Source organism: Actinophytocola xinjiangensis (assembly GCF_001921215.1).
GTDB lineage: Bacteria > Actinomycetota > Actinomycetes > Mycobacteriales > Pseudonocardiaceae > Actinophytocola > Actinophytocola xinjiangensis.
The window spans coordinates 228457-249030 of the sequence record NZ_MSIF01000013.1 but is presented as its reverse complement, the minus strand read 5'-3'; the positions used below and the strand labels follow the sequence as shown (position 1 = coordinate 249030).

The window sequence follows — 20574 nt, the reverse complement described above, 5'->3', positions numbered from 1 at the left end:
CGGGCTGGCGGGCTGGCGGGCTGGCGGGCTGGCGGGCTGGCGGGCTGGCGGGCTGGCGGGCTGGCGGGCTGGCGGGCTGGCGGGGAGCCAACGTTGATTCGGGTCCGTGGTTGCGGTGACGAATTCGACATCCGTAGCGCGGTGTGGTGTTACGCCGGTCTGGTGCGCGATCTGCGCGGCTATCGGGGCGTGGGCTCGGGCGGGCTGCTCGTTGGCTGTTGTCGGCGTTAAACGCCTGGGAGGCTGGGGCGGTGGCAGGGCGCTGAACTGACTGTCCGTCGACACCTCTGCGCCTGTGGTGGCGTGGCACGCGTGCCTGGTGAGGCGTTGGGGGCATCTGTGCTGGTCGCGGCCCGGGAGCTCGGTTCTGGCCGGGGTGTGGACGGCTGGCGGCGTGGTGGCATCGGGCCGTTCGGCGCCACGAGCGGATGGTGACGGTTGGGTTGTGGGCTGGTGGTGGTGCGGCTCCACCCACCGTGCGTAACTCGATCGCTGTGCGTGCGAGAATCGGGCTGTCCATGACAGTTCCGCGTGGAGGTTCTCGTGTTCAGCCATCGGCCCTGCTGATCGTCCCGTGCTGATCACCGGCCAACCGACGCTAGGACTATCCCGTGAAGATGGACAACAGCCCTGCCAGGGGCACCCGTGACCTGCTGCCCTCCGCCGTCGCCACCCGTGATCGGGTCCTTGGTCTGATCCAGGACGTGTACCGGCAGTTCGGCTATCAGCGCATCGAGACTCCGGCGCTGGAGCGGATCGAGCGGCTGACCAGCGGGCAGGGCGGGGACAACGAGAAGCTCCTGTTCCGCATCCTGCGCCGCGGACTCGACGAACAGGTCGCCGAGGCGACGGCGCTGTCCGACCTGGTGGATCTGGGGCTTCGTTACGACCTGACGGTGCCGCTGACCCGCTTCTACAGCCAGTACCGGGCAGAGCTGCCGCAGCCGTTCCGCTCGTTCCAGTTCGGGCCGGTGTGGCGGGCCGAACGGCCGCAGCGGGGTCGTTACCGCCAGTTCTACCAGTGCGACATCGACCTGTTCGGCGAGGCGAGTGTGCTCGCCGAGGTCGAGCTGATCGAGGCGACCACCGCCGCGCTGGCGGCTGTCGGGCTCGCCGGGACCACTGTGCGGCTTTCCGACCGGCGGTTCCTCGCGGCGTTGGCGAGTGGCGCCGGTGTGCCGGAGGAAGGGCAGGCGGGATTCTTCGTCACGGTCGACAAGCTCGACCGGGTCGGCTGGTCGGGCGTCGAGACGGAACTCCGTGAGGAGCGGGGACTTTCCGCTGAGGTCGTGCGCGCGGTCCGGGACACCATCGACGCGCTGAGTGACCTGTCCACCGACAAGGTTGTCGACGCGTTGGCGGACGCGGTGCCGAACCTGCCGACTGCGGTCGCGGAGGACCTGGCCACCACAGTCCGGTGCCTGGGGGCGCTGCCGGGTGACCAGCGGTGGTTGTTCGACCCGACGCTGGTGCGGGGCATGGGGTACTACACCGGGCAGATCTTCGAGATCTCGCACCCGGACTCGTCGGGTTCGATCGCCGGTGGTGGGCGCTACGACGAGCTGGTCGGGCGGTCTCTCGGGACCGCGGTGCCGGCGTGCGGCTTCTCGATCGGGTTCGAACGGATCGTCGACCTGGTGCCCGCCGCTCCCCCGGCCGAGCGGCTCGCCGTGCTGTTCGAGTCCGACGTGCCGGTGGAGCGGGCGCTGGCAGTGGCCCGGCGGCTGCGGGCCGAGCGGGACGCGGTGGTGTCGCCGATTCGACGCAGCGGTAAGTTCCCGGCCCAGCTCACCCGGCTCGAGGGTTGGGGCTTCACCGGGTTCCTCTCGGTGAAAGCCGACCAGGACCTCACCGAGTTGCCGGACGTGCGGCCCCTTCGCGGCAACTAGGAGGCATGCCAGTGAACGACGAACTCGCCAAGGCGTTCGCCGAACTCGACCTGAACGACGACGGCCAGATCACCGAGCAGGAATTCGTGTCGGCCATGTCCGCCCGGGGCGAGCACATCACCGAGCCGGAGATCAAGTCGATCTTCGCGGACGCCGACGCCGACCAGGACGGTCGGATCTCCCTGCCGGAGTTCACCGTGGCGTGGAACCGAGCTGGCTGAAGACCGTGGCACAGAGCCGATCCGGTTGATTCCGGTCCGGTCAGGCCCCCAGCTCCGACCGGACGCCTGGTTCGGCCGGCCGCCCTGGTTCGATCGGCCCGCCCTGGTTCGGCCGGCCGCCCTGGTTCGGCCGGCCGCCCTGGTTCGGCCGGCCCGCCCTGGTTCAATCGGCCGCCAGCTCCCGCCCTGGCGCTGGCTCAACCCGGTCGACTGACTCGGCCAAGTCGCCAGTACCGGCCCAGCTGCCTGGCTCGGCCCAGCCACCGGGGCCGGCCCAACTACATCGCTCGGCCAAGCCACCCGGCCCGCCCAACTACATGGTGGCTCGGCCAAGCAACGTGTTCGATTGGCGCCAACTCGCCGCTCGGTCGCCTTACTCAGCCCACAGACGGACTTCACCCCCAACCGCCGGTGCCGGCCCAATCATCTGGCGCGGCCCGATCAACCAGGTCGATCAGCTGCCGGCTCCGGCCCGATCGCCCGGCTGACCCGACCGGCTGACCCGACTGGCTGACCCGGTCAGGCCGCCAGCCTGACCTCTCAGGTCTGGCTCGGCTCGGTCAGCTGGTTCGGTCAGGTTTGCCTGGTTCGGTGGTAGCTCCATGCCAGGAGGCCGAGCAGCACGAAGCCGGACAGGATGAGGCTCGATCCTGTGCTCCAACCGGGGAACGGCAGCCAGGAGAACACCCGCAGGCCCCAGAGCACGCCGGCCGCGATCAGTGCGAGGCCAGCCAGTGACGAGCCGACGATTCGTAGCGGTGACGACACGCTCTCCTCGGCCGCCTTCATCGCGCGATCACGTACCGGAGTGATGTGGCGTTCCAGCTTCGGGAACACACCGGAGAGGATGATCAGGCCGGCCAGGACCAGCAGCAGGCCTGGGCCAGGCAGTACCAGGAGCACCACGCCGACCAGGAACACCATGAAGCCGGCGATCACCATCAGTATGTGCTTGAGCTGGTCCTTGGCTGGCATCGTGGCCCAATCCTGACCCAGTGCTCGTCGATCCGCTGGATCGAGAGCCAGTCGGCCAGTGCCTGCGGTCAGTGGTGCGGGCGGGTCCGGTCCGGAGGCCGACCGCTCTGGGCGGAGCCGGCCGGGGTGAAGGCGCGGGTCCGACCTGGTCGGAGACCTGCCGGCTGGTGTGGGCTCAGGTGAGCCAGCGGGCTCGGTTGAGCCGACAAGCCCAGGTCAGCGGGCCCAGGTCAGCAGGCGGGCCACGTGAGCGAACGGGCCCAGCTCAGCCAACGAACCCAGGTTTGCCGACGAGCCCAGATCAGCCGACAGGTCTGGTCCAGCCAGCAAGCCCAGTCCAGCCAACACACCAGACCGAACCAACAAACCCAACCCAACCGACAGACCTGGCCCAGCCAGCAGACCCAATCCAGCCAACACACCAGGCCAAACCAACAAACCCAACCCAACCGACAGACCTGGTCCAGCAGACAGACCTGGTCCAGCCAGCAAGCCCAATCCAGCCAACCAGACAGACAAACCAACAGGCCCAGGTGAGCGGACGAGACTCAGGGCCCACTGCGGTGAGCGGTCACGTCGACCGACTGGATCGACCGGGCCAGGGGGATTCAGCGGTGGCTGTGGTGCCGGGTGCCGTGGTGAGACTGTGGGCGGGGGACGGGCGTCTCCGTCAGGTCAGGCGGCGGATTACGGCGTCGGCCAGGAGGCGGCCTTGGCGGGTGAGGACGCAGCGGCCGAAGCGGCCGTTGACGCCTTTCAGGGCCTCTTGGTCGAGGAGGCCTTCCGCCGCCGCCCGGTGGGCCTCCTGTTGGGCTGGGGGAGGGAGCACCTCCACGGGGAGGCCGTCCACCAGACGTAGTTCCAGCATGACGCGTTCCAGGTGCCGGTCGGCCACGGTGAGGGTTTCCCTGGCGGCGGCGGGGGAACTGCCGGACGCCAGCAGGGCCCCGTACCTGGCCGGGTGTTTGACGTTCCACCAGCGAACCCCGCCCACGTGGCTGTGCGCCCCGGGGCCCACCCCCCACCAGTCCGCGCCATGCCAGTAGCCGAGGTTGTGGTGGCACCACGACTCGGGAGCACTGGCCCAGTTGGACACCTCGTACCACTGCAGCCCCGCCTTGGACAGGGTGTCGTCGACCTGTTCGTAGCGAGTCGCGAGGACGTCGTCGTCGGGAGGTGGGAGGGTGCCTTTCGCTATGCGCCTCGACAACGCGGTGCCCTCCTCGACGATGAGGGCGTAGGCCGACACGTGGTCCACCTCCGCTTCCAGGACGGCGTCCAACGACCTCTGTAGGTCCTCTTCGGATTCGCCGGGGGTGCCGTAGATCAGGTCCAGGTTCACGTGGGTGAAGCCGGCCTGGTGTGCCTCGCGGGCAGCGTCCGTGGCCCGGCCGGGGGTGTGGGTGCGGTCCAACGTCCGGAGGACCCCGGGGGCCGCGGACTGCATGCCCAGTGACACCCGGGTGTAGCCGGCCTCCCTGAGGGCCGCGAAGAAACCGGGAGAGGTCGACTCGGGGTTCGACTCCGTCGTGACCTCGGCGTCTCGGGCCAGGCCCACCGTCGATCGGACGGTGTCGAGGACCTCTCCCAGGACTCGCGCGCCCAGCAGGGAGGGGGTGCCGCCGCCCACGAATACCGTGGTCGCCGGCGGAGGGCTTGTCAGGACCTCGGCCGCCAGGGTGAGTTCCTGGCGGACCGCGGCCAGCCACGACGTCTGGGACGTCGGCGAGTCAGCCAGTTCCGACGCGGTGTAGGTGTTGAAGTCACAATAACCACAGCGGGTCGCGCAGAACGGGACGTGGACGTACACGCCGAACGGCCGGCGCCCGAGTCCACTGAGGGCGGACTCGGGCAGCGAGCCGGTCGACGGCGCGGCGTCCCCATCGGGAAGAGCGGATGGCACACGTCCATCCTCCGCCCGCGGGTCAGCGCAGCGCGAACAGGGTCACCGCCGACGCGCCCGCGGCGATGACCAGGAAGATGATCCCGTAGATCGGCGCCTTGCGGCACCAGTGCGTGTTGCGGTCGATCGCCGCCCGCCCTGGGCCGGTGAACAGCAGCGCGAACGCGATCGCCGCGTACACCAACTCCAGCTCGACACCGCCCAGGAACACGTCCCAGTCGCCCTTCACGGCGATGGTGTTCGCCAGCACGGCGAGCACCATGCCCGCCGCCGCCGGGGTGAACAGGCCCAGCACCAGCAGCACCCCACCGAGGGTCTCCCCGACGGCGAGCACCCAGGCCAGGATCGACGGCTCGGTGTAGCCGTAGCTGCTGAGCATCTGCTCGATGGCACCCATGCCACCGAAGTCGGTGAACCAGCCGAACATCTTGTCCAGCCCGTGCACCACGAACATCCCGCCCAGGGCGATCCTGAGCACCAGCAGCCCGAAATCCACGCCGCCGTGCCACTGGACGCGCCGGTCGGGCTCGTCGAACGCACTGCCGAAATCGTCGTCGTTGTCGAACCTCGAGCTCCCCGGCAGTGACGTCGTCTGCGAGGAGTAGCCGGCGTCGTCATACATCGACGAATCCGACGCGACGGAGGACTGGCTGCCGTATCCCAGGTCCTCGGTGTCGGCGTTGTATCGGCCGCTAGCCGCGTAACCACCCGCGGCCCGAGAGCGGTTGTCGTCAGTAGTCACCCGGCGCAGAGTAGGGCATTGCCACGAGTAATCGGCCGAACGGTCGAAATCAGTACTCACCGTGTACGAGGTTGTCCGGAACGGCACCCGCTGCGAACTTCGCGACCTCCGGCACCACCACCCGATAGGCCCTTCGCAGATAGTCGTGCACGCTGCCGGCCACGTGCGGGGTCAACACCAGCCCCGGCGCCGACCACAGCGGGTGGTCCACCGGCAGCGGCTCCGGGTCGGTCACGTCCAGCGCCGCCCGCAACCTCCCGGCGGTCAGTTCGGCGACCAACGCGTCGGTGTCCACGACCTTCCCCCGCGCCGCGTTGACCAACACCGCGCCGTCGCGCATCCGGGCCAGGAACTCCGCGTCGACCAGGCCCGTGGTGCGCTCGGTGAGAGGCACCATCAGCACCACCGCGTCGTGTTCGGCGAGCAGGTCGGGGACCTCGTCGATGCCGCGCACCTCGTCGCGGGCGCGGGTGCCGACAAGGGTGACGGTCGCGTCGCACGCCTCCAGGCGCCGGCGCATCCGCTGGCCGAGGTCCCCCGCGCCGAGCACCAGCACCCGCTTGTCCTGCAGCGTGTCGGTCGGCCGCCGGGTCCAGTCGCGGGCCAGGCGGGACCGCTCGAACGGGATCAGCTCCCGGTACACGGCGATCAGCACCCCCAGCGCCCACTCCGCCGTGCTGCCCCCGTGCGCGCCCCGCGCCGTCGACAGCAGCACGTGGTCGGGGATGCGGCCGATCCAGTTCTCCGCGCCGGTGGTCTGCAGCTGGATCAGCCGCAGGCCCGGCAGCTGGTCGACGAACACCGCCGGGTCGGTGGTGTCCAGGAAGCTCGGGACCAGCACGTCGGCGTCGGTGGGCAGCGGCACCGCCGGGTCGTAGCGAACCACGGTGACACCGTCGACCCCGGCCAGCGCGGCCACGCCCTGCTCGTCGGGCACCAACACAGTGATCACAGTGGCCCAGCCTCTCACGTGCGATTCACCCGTGGTCACCTAGCTTGGGACCATGGCAGTCGGGTGGCGAAGGCTGATGGCGACGGCGACCGTCGGTGGGGTGCTGTTCACCGTCGGGTGTGCCACCGTCGCCGAGCAGCCGCAGGACTGGCGGCCCCAGGACAGGATCCAGCCCCAGTCCGCCCCCGAGCCGCGGAACCCGGACGGCGGTGGCGGCGGCGGGGGCGGCGGCACACCGCGCACTCCCCCGCCCTCGGACGTCCCGCCGCCGCAGGGCTGCACCGACTACCACCCGGCGGTCCTGGCCACCTGCCTCAACCAGGTGAGCGCCGTCGCCGCGCTGCCCGGTGACGGGCGCGACCCGACGGCGCTCGTCGGCGAGCGCACCACCGGCCGGATCCTGCGGGTGAAGAAGGAGACCGGCGCGGAGGTCTTCGCCGTCGCACCGGTCGACGCGAGTACCGGCGGCGGCCTGACCGGGCTGGCGCTCTCACCCACCTACTCCGAGGACCAGCTGGTCTTCGCCTACATCACCACGCCGACCGACAACCGGCTGGTGCGCATCGCCCCCGGCGACACACCCAAGCCGGTGCTCACCGGCATCCCCCGCGGCCCGAGCGGCAACCGCGGCGCGCTGGCCCTGGACCACCGGGGCGCGCTGCTGCTGGCCACCGGCGACGCCGGCAACCCGGCGCTGGCCAAGGACCCCGGGTCGCTGGCCGGCAAGGTGCTGCGGATCGACGTCAACGGCCGCCCGGCGCCGGACAACCCCGACCCGGCCAACGCGGTGGTCGCCAGCGGGCTGGTTTCCCCCGGCGGTGTGTGCGCCTCCGTCGACGGCTCGCGGATGTGGGTCACCGACCAGGGCCCCGACCGGGACCTGCTCTACCAGCTCCAGCTCGGCCGGCCGCTGGCCGCGCCGGCGTGGAGCTGGCCCGACCGGCCGGGTGTCGCCGGGTGCGCGTCGACCCCGGACGCGGTGTGGGTGGTGACCTCGCGGGTGGCCGGCATCCAGGCGCTGCCGGTGGCCGAGGACGGCTCGTTCTCCGGCAAACCCGTGGTCACCATGCAGGACGAGGACGGGTTCGGGCTGCTCGGCGGGCTGGACCTGGTCAACGAGCAGGTGGCGGTCGGCGGCACCGTCAACAAGGGTGCCGGCGGCACACCGGTGTCCAGCGACGACCGCGCGGTGATCATCGTGATCACCCAGAGCGCGGGCCCCGGCGGGCCCGACTGACCGGCTGACTGCGCCGGTAGGCCTGTGACCAGGCTGGACACAACTGTGTGCGTTCCGTGTGGTGGGCTCTCGTAGCGTGCTCGCCCGGTGACCAGCGACGGCCGACGAGGGGTGCCGTCCCTGCTGTCACCGACCATCCTCACGATGTCGTACCAAGGAGAAGCACACTCGTGTCCGCTGTAACCGAGGCGACCCAGACCGCCTCGCCGTCCCGGCCAGGATCGCTCACCGCCGCGATCGGCCTGGCCGTCCTCACCGCCGTCGCCGCCATCGTCAACGGCGTGATCATCATTACCGGAGGCCTTGACCTGGTCAAGGAGATCGGCAGCGAGCTGATCGCCGCTGAAACGGGTGTCGGCGAAGCCGAGGTCGCCGAGGTCATCGACTTCGACAACCCCATGGTCGACGCGCTGTTCGCCGAGGCGGCGAGCACCTACGAGACCCGCGCCTACCTGGTCCTGGGCGCCGGCGTGCTGCTGGCGCTGTTCGGGCTGCTCATGCGCAAGGCCGGGATGGCCATGCGCGTGCTGGTCACCGTGACCGCCGCCCTCACCATCCTGTTCGCGGCGGTGATCGGTCTGGACGCCGGCACCACCGTGATGATCGGGCTCGCCTGGGTCGCCGTTCTCGGCGCCGTCGTCACGATCGTGACGACCTGGCTGCCGGCCAACGGCCGGTACGCCAAGACGCTCAGGTAGCCCCACCCGGCTGGGTGGCGGACACGCAGGGGAGGTCCGCCACCCGGTCCGGTCTGGTCAGGTTCAGCAGCAGGCCGTAGAGGGTCTGCGCGTTGGCGTCCCTCGGGTCGGCCAGCGTCTCCGCCTCCGCCCGCGCCGCCAGCGCCGCCTCCGGCTCGTCGAGAGCGTCGTGCGCGGCGGCCAGCAGCCGCAGGGTCACCGTCGCCGAGGACAGGCTGCCCATCTGCCGGTACTGCACCACGCAGCGGCGCAGCTCCGGCACCGCCTCGGCGGCCCGCCCCTCCCCCACCCAGCTCGCGGCGATCGCCCTGGTGCCCGAGAGCACCCTGGGCAGCTCGTTGATCTCCCGCGCGATCGCCCGGCTCTCCTCGAACGCCGCCACCGCCAGCCCCCGCTCGCCGCGCCCGGCGTGGATCGCGCCCAGCGTGCGCAGGCCCCTGGCCAGCGCGGACCGCGAGGTCGTCGACCGCAGCAGGGACACCGCCTCCCGCGCGGCGTCGGCCGCGGCGTCCAGCGCCCCGGTCAGCGCCAGGCTCCACGACAGGCTCTGCAGCGCCGGCGCCACCCGCCGGGACGTGCCGGCCGCGCGGGCCTGGGCGACGGCCGCGGTGTCGATCCGCACCGACTCGGCCAGCCGACCCAGCCGGTTCAGCGCCGCCGACCTCGTCCTGGGCACCGACGCGGCGCCGAGGTCGTCGGCGGGCAGGGCGGCGAACAGCTCCTCGGCCGAGGCCACCAGCCGCAGCGACTCCTCCGGCTCACCCAGCCCGATCAGGCAGTTCGCCAGGTTCGTGCGCACCCAGGCCAGCGCCTGCCGGTCACCGAGCCCGGCCATCCGCTCGGCGCAACGCCGGTAGGACTCGACGGCCTCGGCGTAGCGGCCGCGCACGTGCAGCAGCAGCGCCAGCACCGACTCGGCCCGCACGGCCACCGACGCGTCCGTGGCCTCGGCCAGGGTGCGGGCGCAGGTCCGCAGGTCGCCGTAGTGGCCGTGCAGCCACAGGTGCCGGGCGAACCGTTCGAAGATCAGCCACGCCGCCCGGTACTGGCGGACCCGGCACAGCACGCCGATGCCCTGCACGAGCACCGGCCGTTCGGTGGCGAACCAGGCGTCCGGGTCGGCCAGCAGCCGCCGTTCGGTGTCCCCGGGCAGCGGCGAGTGCGGGGCACGTTCGCGCAGGTCGGGCATCGGCGCGACCCGGGGCAGCCGGCGAGCGGCGGTGTCGACCAGCGCCAGCACCACCTCGACGAACCGGTCGCTGACCGCGCGCCGGGCCGCCAGGCCCTCCGGGCGCAACGCGAGTTCCCTGGCGTAGGCGCGGACCAGGTCGTGGGTGCGGTAGCGCGGCTCGCCGGTGCCGTCGACACCGGCGGGTTGCAGCAGGCTGGACTCGACCAGCTCCTCCACGGCGCCGTCGGCGTCCGGGCGCAGCATCTCGATCGCCCACGCCGGCAGGTCCTGCAGGTCGACCAGGCCGATGAGCCGGAACGTGTCGCCGGCGGCCGGGGTGAGCGCGCGGCAGCTCAACGCGATGCTGGAACGCACCTGCAGGTCGCTGACGGTCAGCTCGTCGAGCCGGCGCAGCTCGTCCTCCAGCCGGTCGGCGAGCGTGCCGACCCGCAGCTGCGGGCGCAGCGCCAGGCGGGTGCCGGCGATCCGCAGCGCCAGCGGCAGGTTCCCGCAGGCGGCGACGATCCTGGCGGCGTCGGCCGGCTGCCCGGCGACCCGCTCCCCGGCGATGCGTTCCAGCAGCCGGCCCGCCTCGGCGTCGGTGAACGGCTCGACGGTGGCCCGGTGCGCGCCGACCAGCCCGGACAGCCGCCGGCGGCTGGTGACCAGCACGGCGCTGGCCGGCGTTCCCGGCAGCAGCGGCCTGACCTGCGCGGGGTCGGCGGCGTCGTCCAGCACGACCAGCACCCGGCGGTCGGCCAGCCGGGCGCGGAACACGGCGGCCTTGGCCTGCAGGTCGTCGGGGATCGCCGGGCCGGTGACGCCCAGCGAGCGCAGCAGGTCGGTGAGCACGGCGTCGACGGCCTGCGGGCGGGTGGCGCCGGCGAGGTGGGCGTAGAGCTGACCGTCGGGGAAGCGGGCGCGCAGCCGGTGGGCGACCCGGACGGCCAGCGTGGACTTGCCGACGCCCGGTTCGCCGCTGAGCACCACCAGCGGCGCGTGCCCGAACACGGCGACCAGCTCGTCGACCTCGCGGTCGCGGCCGGAGAAGTCGGCGACGTCGGCCGGCAGCTGCCAGATCGGCCAGTCCGGTTCGGCGGCCGGTGCGCCGGTGTCGCCGCGCAGCACGTCGGTCTGCACGCCGCGCAGCTCGGCCCCCGGCTCGATCCCGGTCTGTTCGACCAGCGTGGCGCGGGTGGCGCGGTAGGCGGCCAGCGCGTCGGCCCGCCGGCCCGACCGGTGCAGGGCGACCATCAGCAGGGCGGTGAGCCGCTCGCGCAGCGGGTGCTCGGCGACCATCGCCTCCAGCTCGCCGACCAGCTCGCCGTCGCGGCCGGCGGACAGTTCGGCGGCGACCCAGTCCTCGAACACCGCGAGCCGCTCGGACTCCAGCCGCGCCACGTCCGCGTCCAGCGCCGGCACGTGCAGGTCGGCGACCGGGCTGCCGCGCCACTGGTCGAGCGCGGCCCGCAGGTGGCGTGCGGAGGCGACCGGGTCGCCCGCGCGCGCCGCCGCCCTGCCCTGCCGTGCCCGCTCGGTGAACACCAGCAGGTCGAGGTCCTCGCGGTGCACGTCGAGCCGGTACCCGCCGGCGGTGTTGTCGATCACCGGCCCGATGCGTTCCCGTAAGCGGGACACATAGGTGTGCAGGTTCGACGCGTAGGACTTGGGCGGCAGGTCCGGCCACAGCGCGTCCACCAGCCGCTGGGCCGGAACCTGCTCGTTCGCGTGGAACAACAACATCGCGAGCAGCGTCCGCTGCCGTTCGCCGCGCAGGCGCAGCCACTCGCCGTCTTGCCCGGCCGCGCGCAGCGGGCCGAGCACGCCGAACCTCACCGTCGGTCGGACTCCTCAGCCGGCGCAGCGTTCCAGGACCAGTTCCCGCACGCGCTTGGCGTCGGCCTGCCCCTTGGTCGCCTTCATCACCGCGCCGACGATCGCGCCGGCCGCCTGGACCTTGCCGCCCCGGATCTTCTCGGCGACGTCGGGCTGCGCGGCGAGCGCGTCGTCGATCGCCGCGTACAGCGCGGTGTCGTCGGAGACCACCGCCAGGCCCCTGCTCTCGACCACCGCGTCCGGTTCGCCCTCGCCGGCGAGCACGCCGTCGACGACCTCGCGGGCCAGCTTGTTGGTCAGCTCGCCCTCGGCGACCAGCGCCGCGACCCTGGCCACCTGGCTCGGGCTGATCGGCAGCTCGGCCAGTTCGACTCCGCGCGAGTTCGCTTCCTGGGACAGGTAGTTGACCCACCAGGCGCGGGCGGCGTCCGGCGCGGCACCGGCGTCGACGGTCGCCGCCACCAGGTCGAGAGCGCCGGCGTTGACCAGGTCACGCAGTTCCAGGTCGGAGAGCTGCCAGTCGGTCTGGACGCGCTTGCGGCGCTCCCACGGCAGCTCCGGCAGGGTCGTGCGCAGCTGCTCCACCCAGTCCGCCGACGGCGCCATCGGCACCAGGTCGGGCTCGGGGAAGTAGCGGTAGTCCTCGGAGGTCTCCTTGCGCCGGCCGGCCGAGGTGGTGCCGGTCGACTCGTCGAAGTGCCTGGTCTCCTGCATGATCTCGCCGCCGGCGACCAGCACCGCGCCCTGGCGCGACATCTCGTGGCGCACCGCCCGCTCGACACTGCGCAGCGAGTTGACGTTCTTGGTCTCGGTGCGGGTGCCGAACTCGGTGGCACCGCGCGGCATCAACGACACGTTCGCGTCGCAGCGCAGCGAACCCTGGTCCATCCGCACGTCGGAGACGTCCAGTGCGCGCAGCAGGTCGCGCAGCGCCGTCACGTAGGCGCGGGCGACCTCGGGCGCGCGGGCGCCGGTGCCGGTGATCGGCTTGGTGACGATCTCGATCAGCGGCACGCCCGCGCGGTTGTAGTCCAGCAGCGAGTGCTCGGCGCCGTGGATGCGGCCGGTGGCACCGCCGACGTGCAGCGACTTGCCGGTGTCCTCCTCCATGTGGGCGCGCTCGATGCCGACCTCGACGACCGTGCCGTCGGCCAGTTCCAGCGACAGCGAGCCGTTGAACGCGATCGGCTCGTCGTACTGGGAGGTCTGGAAGTTCTTCGGCATGTCCGGGTAGAAGTAGTTCTTCCTGGCGAACCGGCACCACGGCGCGATCTCGCAACCCAGCGCCAGCCCGATCCGGATGGCCGACTCGACCGCCTTGCCGTTGACCACCGGCAGCGCGCCCGGCAGACCGAGGCACACCGGGCAGACCTGGGTGTTGGGCTCGGCGCCGAACGCGGTCGGGCAGCCGCAGAACATCTTGGTGTTGGTGGACAGCTCGACGTGCACCTCGAGCCCGAGCACCGGGTCGAAGCGTTCGAGGACCTCGTCGTAGTCCAGAAGGTCCGCAGTGGACAGACTCATCGGGCGACCTCCAGCTCCGGAACACGGTTGATCAGGGCGCCGCCCGCGGCCTTGTCGCGGGCGACCTCGTAGGCGGCGGCCACCTTGTACATCCGCTGCTCCTGCAGGGCCGGGGCCATGATCTGCAGACCGACCGGCAGGCCGTCCTCCTCGGACAGTCCGGCGGGAACGCTCATGGCCGGCGTGCCGGACATGTTCGCCGGAATGGTGCACAGGTCCGCCCGGTACATGGCCACCGGGTCGTCGACCCGCTCACCGATGCGGAAGGCGGTGGTCGGGGTGGTCGGCGAGACCAGCACGTCCACCTCGCCGAAGGCCCGCTCGAAGTCGCGGGAGATCAGCGTCCGGACCTTCTGCGCCTGACCGTAGTAGGCGTCGTAGTAGCCGGAGGACAGCGCGTAGGTGCCGACCATGATGCGCCGCTTGACCTCCTCACCGAACCCGGCCTCCCGGGTCAGCGCCATGACCTGCTCGGCGCTGTTGCCCCGCTCGTCACCCACCCGCAGGCCGTAGCGCATCGCGTCGAACCGGGCCAGGTTCGACGACGCCTCGCTCGGCGCGATCAGGTAGTAGGCGGGCAGCGCGTAGTCGAAGTTCGGGCACGACACCTCGACGACCTCGGCCCCCAACTCGCGCAGCACCTCGACCGAACGCTCGAACGCGCCGAGCACACCGGACTGGTACCACTCGCCGGTGAACTCGCGGACCACGCCGACCCGCACCCCGCGCAGGTCACCGGCCGCGCCCTCGCGGGCGGCGGCGACCACCGGCGGCACCGGCGCGTCGATCGAGGTGGAGTCGAACGGGTCGTGGCCGGCGATGACCTCGTGCAGCAGCGCGGCGTCCAGCACCGTCCGCGCGCACGGTCCCCCCTGGTCCAGCGAGGAGGAGAACGCGACCAGGCCGTAACGGGACACGCCGCCGTAGGTCGGCTTCACGCCGACGGTGCCGGTGACCGACGCCGGCTGGCGGATCGATCCGCCGGTGTCGGTGCCGATCGCCAGCGGCGCCTCGAACGCGGCCAGCGAGGCCGACGAGCCGCCGCCGGAGCCGCCGGGCACCCGGTCGAGGTCCCACGGGTTGCGGGTGACGCCGAACGCGGAGTTCTCGGTCGACGAGCCCATCGCGAACTCGTCCATGTTGGTCTTGCCGAGCACCACGACACCGGCCTCGCGCAGCCGGCGGGTCACCGTGGCGTCGTAGGGCGGCACCCAGTTCTCCAGGATCCGCGAGCCGCAGGTGGTCGGGATGTCCTTGGTGGCGAAGACGTCCTTGAGCGCCAGCGGCACCCCCGCCAGCGGCGAGGCGACCGGCCGGCCGGCGGCCACGTCCTCGTCGACCGCACGGGCGGCGGCCAGCGCGCCCTCGGTGTCGACGTGCAGGAAGGCGTGCACGGTCGAGTCGATGGCGGCGATCCGGTCCAGGTGGGCCTGGGTCACCTCGACCGAGGACACCTCCCCAGCGTGGATCTTCGCGGCCAGATCCGCGGCCGTCGAGTGCGTCAGGTTGCTCATGCTTGCTCCCCCAGGATGCGCGGAACGCGGAAACGGCCGTCCTCGACGGACGGGGCGCCGGCCAGCACCTGCTCCTGGGTGAGGCCGGGGCGGATCTCGTCGGCGCGGAACACGTTGCGCAGCGGAACGGCGTGCGACGTGGGCGGGATGTCATCGGCCGCCACCTCACCGACCCTGGCCACCGACTGGAGGATCACGTCCAGCTGACCGGCGAACTTGTCCAGTTCGGCCTCGGTGACAGCCAGCCTGGCCAGGCGAGCGAGGTGGGCGACCTCCTCGCGGGAGATGTTGGGCACTGGACGAACTCCCTGCGTATGTGCTGAGTTTGGCGGACCGAGTCTATTTCGAAGGCCTGGCGCGACCCGAACGGGTTGTTCGGGCTGCAAGCTGGCAGGTCCGGTTGTCGGTCGATCCCGGCACGTGGACGGCGGGCGCGGGTCGCACAACGCGTCTGCGACAATCGTCGGCCGGCACGAGACTAGGAGGCGTTCGCCTTGTCCTTCCTGATCCGGGTTCAGCTCCCGGACGTCCCGGGGGCGCTGGGCGCGGTCGCGACCGCACTCGGCGAGATCGGGGCCGACATTCTGAGCGTGGACGTGGTGGAACGGAGTTCCGGCCTGGCGATCGACGACCTCGTCGTCGAGTTGCCCAAGGGCCGGTTGCCCGACGTGCTGATCACCGCCGCCGAGTCGGTGGACGACGTCGAGGTCGACGCGGTCCGGCCCTACGCGGGGGTGCTGGACACCCACCGTGAACTCGAGCTGGTGGAAGACGTCGCCGGCAAGCCCGACCAGGGCTTAGAGATCTTCACCGAGGGCGTGCCGCGAATCGTGCGCGCCGGCTGGGCGATGGTGGTCGGTCCGGGGGACGAGGGTGCCCGCACGCTCACCGCGAGTACCGCCGCCCCGCAGCTGAAGGTGCTGGACCTGCCGTGGCTGCCGCTGGCCAAGGCCACGGTGCTCGACGGCGAGGAGAGCTGGGTCCCGCAGACCTGGCAGGAGCTGGGCACCGAACTGGCGGCGACGCCGCTGGGCAAACCCGAACGGGTGCTGCTGGTCGGCAGACCCGGCGGGCCACAGTTCCGGGCGGCCGAGGTCGCCCGGCTGGCCCACCTGGCGGGCATCATCGCGGTGGTGCTGTCGGGTTGACCTACGATCGGTTCGTCGCTCTCGGTGACAGCCAGACCGAGGGGCTTCAGGATTGGGACCCGAAGGTGGGTTTCCGAGGGTGGGCCGATCGGCTGGCCTCGTCACTGGCGGTGGTCAACCCGTCGCTCAGGTACGCGAACCTCGCGGTCCGGGGGCTGCTGGCCGGCCAGGTCCGGCGCACCCAGCTGGACGCGGCCGTGGCCCTGCGCCCCGACCTGGCAACGGTCATGGCCGGCGTCAACGACCTGCTGCGCCGCAGCTTCGACCCGGCGGCCGTTGGCACCGACCTGGCGGCGATGTTCGAGGCCCTGACCGGGGCCGGGGCGCGGGTCCTGACGGTCACGTTCCCCGACCCGGCGCGGCTGACCCCCGCCGGCCGGCTCCTCAGCGCCAGGACGACGGCGTTGAACGCGGCGATCCGGGCCGCGGCCGGGCGGCACGGGGTGCTGGTGCTGGACCTGTCGTCGTACCCGGTGTGCACGGACCAGCGGCTGTGGAGCGCGGACCGGTTGCACCTCAACGAGTTGGGCCACACCCGACTGGCAGCGGCGGCGGCGCACGCGCTGGAGGTCCCGGGCAGTGACCTGTCGTGGACCGAGCCGCTTCCGACGTTGCCCCGGCCGACGCTGTGGCAGCGGGTGGACGCGGAGCTGCGGTGGACGGCCGGGTTCGCCGGACCGTGGGTGATGCGCCGAATCCGGCGCCAGTCCTCGGGCGACGGCCGGGTCGCCAAACGCCCCGACCTCAGCCCGGTAACCGCCGCAGAGTGACCTTCGGCCCAAGCCGGTCCACGCCGGTCGCCCGGACGTTCCGGCCCAGGGTCACCCGCACGGACAGCTCAGCCAGCGGTGTCAGGTCGACCTCGTCGCGTGTGCCGGTGACACGCAGGAACCGAAGCTCGTGCTGATCACGCAGGGCGGCCAGGTCGACCTCGGGCCGGTCGTCGATCGTCAGGCTCCGCAGCCGTGCGCCGCTCAGGGGTTCCAGGCTGCCGCGCGGTGCGACCAGCCGCAGGATACGCAGCCGGGGAAACCGGTCCAGGACCGCGCGCAGGGTGGCCGTGTCGTCCACTCCGGATGCCACGGCGGTGTGCAGGATCTCCGGCTGGCGCACGTGGTGCAGCCACGAACGCACCGGGATGTCGAACAGGTGCAGAGCTTCCAGGTGTGGCAGGTGCCGCAGGAAACGAAGGTCACGCACGGCCCCGGCGTTGGGCAGGGCGAGTGTGTTCAGGGTGGTCAGCTCGGCCAGGAACGACATGTCGGCCGACAGGCCCTCGGTGATGTTGATGAACAGGTAGCGAAGCGCCGTCAGCCTGGCCAGTTCCGGGAGCGTGGCGGGCAGCAGGTCTCCGAGCAACACCAGCCACCGCAGCGACCTGACCTCCGCCAGGTCGCGCACCTCGGCATCGATCGCACCGTGGCTCCACAGGTTCACCCGGCAACTGCGCATCGCCCGCAGCTGGGGCAGCAGACGGACCGCTGCCGGGAAATCAACCTCGGGGAACATGCGCGGCACGTACTCCAGCGGAATCAGCGGCGCGTCGACGAGCACCCGGCGCAGATAGGTCTCCGGATCGAAGAACTTCCACGCTCTGATCAGCTCGTCCTGTACCTCCACCCGTGGGTCCGGGGCGTAGCCGGCCAGTGTGTCCAGGGCGCGGGGACCGTTGACCAGTGCCGCGGTGCGTACGCAGCCGGCGGCCTTGGCCGGGGTGAGGTTCGTGAGTGAGTCCGGCAGGTAGTCCAGGACTGGTTCGCCGACGGTGGCCAGGGAGCGGCTTTCGCGGACGCCGCGTGGTGGGGCCAGGGACCGCACCACCGAGTCGAGGCGGGACAGGACCTCCGGGGGTGCCAGGGTCGCGGTTTCCTGGCAGGCCACGGCGAGCAGGCTCAGTCGGCGGGCGGTGCGGGTTCCAGCTGACTCCGCGCGGTCGAGGATGCCGGTGAGGAGTCTGCCTCTTTGGTCGGCGGAGCCCTGGGCGCAGGCCATCAGGACCGTTTCGCGCCAGAGGTCTGAGGTGGCTCGGGTGACGAGGTGGTCGATGCTGTCGCGGTCGATGGCTTCCTGGGCCGCCAGGAACTCCTGGAAGGTGCGGTGGATGAAGTCGATGCGGCCTTCCACGGGGGCTCGGATCACGCCGCTGCGTTCCACCAGGTGGTCGAGGAGGGCCTCGGCGGGCTGGTGGACGTTGGGCATGCCGCGCAAGCGTTCGCGGAGGCGGGCGAGGGCCTGGTCGCGGCTCAGGTCGGTGCGGCCGTTCTCGTTGAGCCACCACGCCAGGACACGGAGGAGGACCAGTTTCTCCCCGGCCGACATGGTGATCTCGCCGCCGGCGGAGACGTTGCGGTCGGCGTCGCGGCGTTCCAGGAGCATGTCCAACGCCGCCGTGTAGAGGGCCACCCGGTCTCGGGGTAGGCGGGCGCGGCGGTCGAGGTTCAGGGCGCAGAGCATCGCGCACAGGAGGGGGTTTCTGGCCAGCGCGCGGAGGTGGGCTCGGGCCTGGAGCTGCGCGAGCAGGGCCCGTTGGTGGTCGTGGACCTCGTCGGGGCGGCAGGGGAGCAACGCCGGGTCCGTTACCGAGTCCAGGAGGGCCTCGTGCCAGCGACGGAGGAAGACCTGGACGTCGGCCGGGGTCATCGGTTCGAGGATCACCGAGCGGAAACCCTCGTGGGCCAGCCATGTCGAGCCGACGGCCGTGGGGCGGGAGGTCACCACGACGCGGACGGACGGGTAGGCCGCCAGCAGGGTCTTCAGCCACTGGCGGACCAGGGGGCGACGCTGGGCGGTCAACTCGTCCACACCGTCGACCAGCAGCAGGGCGTCGCCGGAGGACAGGTGGCGGTGGGCCCAGCCCGCCGGGGCGGGGCCGGTGTGCGGGGAGCTGGGTTGGGTGAGCAGGTCGTCGCCCCTGGGCAGTGGGGTGTCGGCGAAGTCGCGGAGTTTCACCAGGAACGGGACACAGCCGTTCCACTCGGCCAGCTGGTCGGTGAACGCCCGCCGGGCGGCGTTGACCGCCAGCCAGCGCAGCAACGTCGACTTGCCGGCGCCCGCCTCGCCGCGCACCACCGTCAGGCGGCTGCCGCCCAGGGCCTGCTCCACCCGCAGGTTCTCGCCCAGGGTGGGTTTGGCCGTGACGTCGAGCAGCCAGTCGACGGCGACCGACTCGCGGCGCGGCGCCAGGTCGAGGTCGGAGGTGACGGTGAGGCTCAGGTAGGCGACGCTGAGGGTGGTGCGCGGCTCGTAGGTGTGCGTGGTGAGGCCGATGACCTCCAGGTGGTCGTTGGCGCGCCGGACCTGGTCGAGGTAACGGCGGCGGAACACCTCGTCGAAGTCCGTGCCGGCCGGGGCGTCCAGGGTGCGGTCGGGGACGCGGTCGAGCAGCTCGGCCACGTCGCCGAGCACGGTACGCAGGCGGCCCAGCTGTTCGACCGCCGCCGCCGCGTGGAACTCCGGCAGCTCGCGCACCAGATGCACCAGCACCACGCACGAACGGTCCAGCGCCGCGTCGTAGAGGGTCACCGCGCGGTCGGCCAGACCCACCCGGTCGACCGGTTTCTCCTTGCGTACCAGCGAAGCCAGCTCAGCCGGGTCGAGGTCGGTGGCCCACAGCGCGGAGTTGGACAGGTCGACCTCGGCGAGCGCGTCGGCGACCGCCGCGTAGGCGGCGTCGCGTTCGTGGTCGGGCAGGCCGTGGGCCGCGCCGCCCAGGCCGGGCGCCAGCTGGTCGGCGACCTCGTCCTCCAGGCGCATCAACGACTCGTGGACGTCGCGTTCGGCGCGGCGCAACGGGAAGCGGGCGCGGACCAGCGCCGTCAGGTCGCGGCCGCGACGGCTGGCGGCCTTCTTCTCCGCCAGCCAGGACAGCGCCACCTGCTTCGCCACGGCCTGGCCGATCCGCAGCAGGCCACCGTCGACAACCCCCACCCGGTCGAGGTTACGGGTTGCGGGCGGTCGCTTTGAAGAAGGTGTAGTTGAACGTGCCGCCCGGTTCGGCCGTGCGGCGCAGGGCGGCGATGCCCTCGTCCCACTCCGTGTCGGTCGCCAGGCCGGCGGCGAGCGCGTCCGCGCGTACCGCCTCGATCATGGCGACGAAGGTGTTGCGGGTGAAGCCCTCGACCAGGTCCGGGCGGGAGTCGTCGGCATAGACGACGCGCGGGGTGACGGTCACGTCGCGGTAGCCGGCGGCGGTGAGCAGTGGGTGCAGCCGGCGGCCGATCAGCGCGTCGCCAGGTTGCAGGTGGACCAGGCAGTCGACCGTGCGGCGCGCGGGTTCGCTGTGGGGGTGGAAGTAGGCCGAGCCGTGGTCGCCCTCGATGACGGTCAGGGTGCCGCCGGGACGCAGCACCCGGTGCAGCGCGCGCAGCGCGGCCGTCGGGTCGGCCAGGTGCTCCAGCACGAAACACACGAACAGGTGGTCGAAGCTGTTGTCCGGGAAGGGAAGCGTGAACAGGTCGGCCTGCCGCCAGGTCACCTGCTCGCCGAACCTGGCGCGCGCGACGGACAGCGACTCCGCCGACACGTCCACCGACGTGAGGTCCGCGCCGGGGCTGCCGGCCAGCAGGTGCCCGGTCTGCGCGCCGACCCCGCAGCCCACCTCCAGGACGCGGCTGCCGGGCGGGTAGACGGTGTCGGCGTGCAGCAGGGCGGCGAGGGTGTCGGCCTGGTCGCCGAGGCGACGGGTCTCGGGAGCGGAGTAGCCGTGGACGTAGCGGGTGGTCATGGCTCAAGCCTGACCGGCCGGTGGTCCGTTGAACAGGTCCA

The 20574-nt window shown here is 72.0% G+C and carries 16 protein-coding genes; 6 read left to right on the top strand and 10 right to left on the bottom strand.

Annotation, left to right across the window (positions count from 1 at the left end; translation table 11 throughout):
• Nucleotides 1–617: 617 nt before the first annotated feature.
• On the top strand, nt 618–1889 hold the full coding sequence (locus tag BLA60_RS25420; protein WP_075135525.1) for a histidine--tRNA ligase: 1272 nt from the start codon (nt 618–620) through the stop codon (nt 1887–1889).
• Between the two features lie 5 nt (nt 1890–1894).
• Nucleotides 1895–2110, top strand: coding sequence for an EF-hand domain-containing protein (locus BLA60_RS25415; RefSeq protein WP_084735253.1), 216 nt, complete (start codon nt 1895–1897; stop codon nt 2108–2110).
• Nucleotides 2111–2683: 573 nt separating this feature from the next.
• Here BLA60_RS25415 and BLA60_RS25410 read toward each other — a convergent pair.
• The 4 genes from BLA60_RS25410 to BLA60_RS25395 form a co-directional block, all read right to left on the bottom strand.
• Nucleotides 2684–3085, bottom strand: a complete 402-nt coding sequence (locus BLA60_RS25410; RefSeq protein WP_075135497.1) for a PGPGW domain-containing protein — start codon at nt 3083–3085, stop codon at nt 2684–2686.
• 670 nt (nt 3086–3755) lie between these two features.
• A complete protein-coding gene (hemW, locus tag BLA60_RS25405) occupies nt 3756–4988 on the bottom strand; it encodes a radical SAM family heme chaperone HemW (RefSeq protein ID WP_075135496.1) in 1233 nt (410 codons plus the stop codon).
• Between the two features lie 22 nt (nt 4989–5010).
• Nucleotides 5011–5610: a DoxX family protein gene (locus tag BLA60_RS25400; RefSeq protein ID WP_075135495.1), complete on the bottom strand. Its 600-nt coding sequence runs from the start codon at nt 5608–5610 to the stop codon at nt 5011–5013.
• 169 nt (nt 5611–5779) lie between these two features.
• On the bottom strand, nt 5780–6682 hold the full coding sequence (locus BLA60_RS25395) for a 2-hydroxyacid dehydrogenase (RefSeq protein WP_245812143.1): 903 nt from the start codon (nt 6680–6682) through the stop codon (nt 5780–5782).
• Nucleotides 6683–6734: 52 nt separating this feature from the next.
• Here BLA60_RS25395 and BLA60_RS25390 point away from each other — a divergent pair, with 52 nt between their 5' ends.
• Nucleotides 6735–7919 carry a PQQ-dependent sugar dehydrogenase gene (locus tag BLA60_RS25390; protein WP_075135493.1) on the top strand — a complete coding sequence of 395 codons (1185 nt, stop codon included), beginning with the start codon at nt 6735–6737 and terminating at the stop codon, nt 7917–7919.
• A 170-nt stretch (nt 7920–8089) separates the two neighbouring features.
• Nucleotides 8090–8617, top strand: coding sequence for a hypothetical protein (locus BLA60_RS25385; RefSeq protein ID WP_075135492.1), 528 nt, complete (start codon nt 8090–8092; stop codon nt 8615–8617).
• Here BLA60_RS25385 and BLA60_RS25380 read toward each other — a convergent pair.
• Genes BLA60_RS25380 through gatC form a run of 4 tightly spaced genes read right to left on the bottom strand, consistent with a single transcriptional unit; the run spans nt 8610 to nt 14958 of the window.
• Complete coding sequence (locus BLA60_RS25380; protein ID WP_075135491.1) at nt 8610–11624, bottom strand: AfsR/SARP family transcriptional regulator; 3015 nt, start codon at nt 11622–11624, stop codon at nt 8610–8612. The genes BLA60_RS25385 and BLA60_RS25380 overlap by 8 nt on opposite strands.
• A gap of 15 nt (nt 11625–11639) precedes the next feature.
• Nucleotides 11640–13148, bottom strand: coding sequence for an Asp-tRNA(Asn)/Glu-tRNA(Gln) amidotransferase subunit GatB (gatB, locus tag BLA60_RS25375; RefSeq protein ID WP_075135490.1), 1509 nt, complete (start codon nt 13146–13148; stop codon nt 11640–11642).
• Nucleotides 13145–14662: an Asp-tRNA(Asn)/Glu-tRNA(Gln) amidotransferase subunit GatA gene (gene gatA, locus BLA60_RS25370; protein WP_075135489.1), complete on the bottom strand. Its 1518-nt coding sequence runs from the start codon at nt 14660–14662 to the stop codon at nt 13145–13147. The genes gatB and gatA overlap by 4 nt, the downstream gene beginning before the upstream one ends.
• On the bottom strand, nt 14659–14958 hold the full coding sequence (gene gatC / locus BLA60_RS25365; RefSeq protein WP_075135488.1) for an Asp-tRNA(Asn)/Glu-tRNA(Gln) amidotransferase subunit GatC: 300 nt from the start codon (nt 14956–14958) through the stop codon (nt 14659–14661). Before gatC ends, gatA begins: the two co-directional genes overlap by 4 nt.
• Nucleotides 14959–15156: 198 nt before the next feature.
• On the opposite strand from gatC, the gene BLA60_RS25360 reads away from it, so the two are divergent.
• The gene (locus BLA60_RS25360) at nt 15157–15810 is read left to right on the top strand and encodes an ACT domain-containing protein (RefSeq protein ID WP_075135487.1); all 654 of its coding nucleotides are present in this window, start codon (nt 15157–15159) and stop codon (nt 15808–15810) included.
• A complete protein-coding gene (locus tag BLA60_RS25355; protein WP_075135486.1) occupies nt 15807–16580 on the top strand; it encodes an SGNH/GDSL hydrolase family protein in 774 nt (257 codons plus the stop codon). Before BLA60_RS25360 ends, BLA60_RS25355 begins: the two co-directional genes overlap by 4 nt.
• On the opposite strand, the gene BLA60_RS25350 is transcribed toward BLA60_RS25355, so the two are convergent.
• Nucleotides 16555–19737: an NACHT domain-containing protein gene (locus tag BLA60_RS25350; protein ID WP_075135485.1), complete on the bottom strand. Its 3183-nt coding sequence runs from the start codon at nt 19735–19737 to the stop codon at nt 16555–16557. The two genes, BLA60_RS25355 and BLA60_RS25350, sit on opposite strands and share 26 nt — an antisense overlap.
• Before the next feature lie 10 nt (nt 19738–19747).
• Nucleotides 19748–20533, bottom strand: coding sequence for a methyltransferase domain-containing protein (locus BLA60_RS25345; protein WP_075135484.1), 786 nt, complete (start codon nt 20531–20533; stop codon nt 19748–19750).
• Between the last annotated feature and the right edge of the window lie 41 nt (nt 20534–20574).

Excerpts from the sequence above, each read along its gene's own strand:
- gatB (WP_075135490.1), bottom strand. The coding sequence starts at position 13,148 with ATGAGTCTGTCCACTGCGGACCTTCTGGACTACGACGAGGTCCTCGAA.
- BLA60_RS25410 (WP_075135497.1), bottom strand. The coding sequence starts at position 3,085 with ATGCCAGCCAAGGACCAGCTCAAGCACATACTGATGGTGATCGCCGGC.
- BLA60_RS25415 (WP_084735253.1), top strand. The coding sequence starts at position 1,895 with ATGCCAGTGAACGACGAACTCGCCAAGGCGTTCGCCGAACTCGACCTG.
- gatA (WP_075135489.1), bottom strand. The coding sequence starts at position 14,662 with ATGAGCAACCTGACGCACTCGACGGCCGCGGATCTGGCCGCGAAGATC.
- BLA60_RS25400 (WP_075135495.1), bottom strand. The coding sequence starts at position 5,610 with ATGTATGACGACGCCGGCTACTCCTCGCAGACGACGTCACTGCCGGGG.
- BLA60_RS25420 (WP_075135525.1), top strand. The coding sequence starts at position 618 with ATGGACAACAGCCCTGCCAGGGGCACCCGTGACCTGCTGCCCTCCGCC.
- BLA60_RS25345 (WP_075135484.1), bottom strand. The coding sequence starts at position 20,533 with ATGACCACCCGCTACGTCCACGGCTACTCCGCTCCCGAGACCCGTCGC.
- BLA60_RS25390 (WP_075135493.1), top strand. The coding sequence starts at position 6,735 with ATGGCAGTCGGGTGGCGAAGGCTGATGGCGACGGCGACCGTCGGTGGG.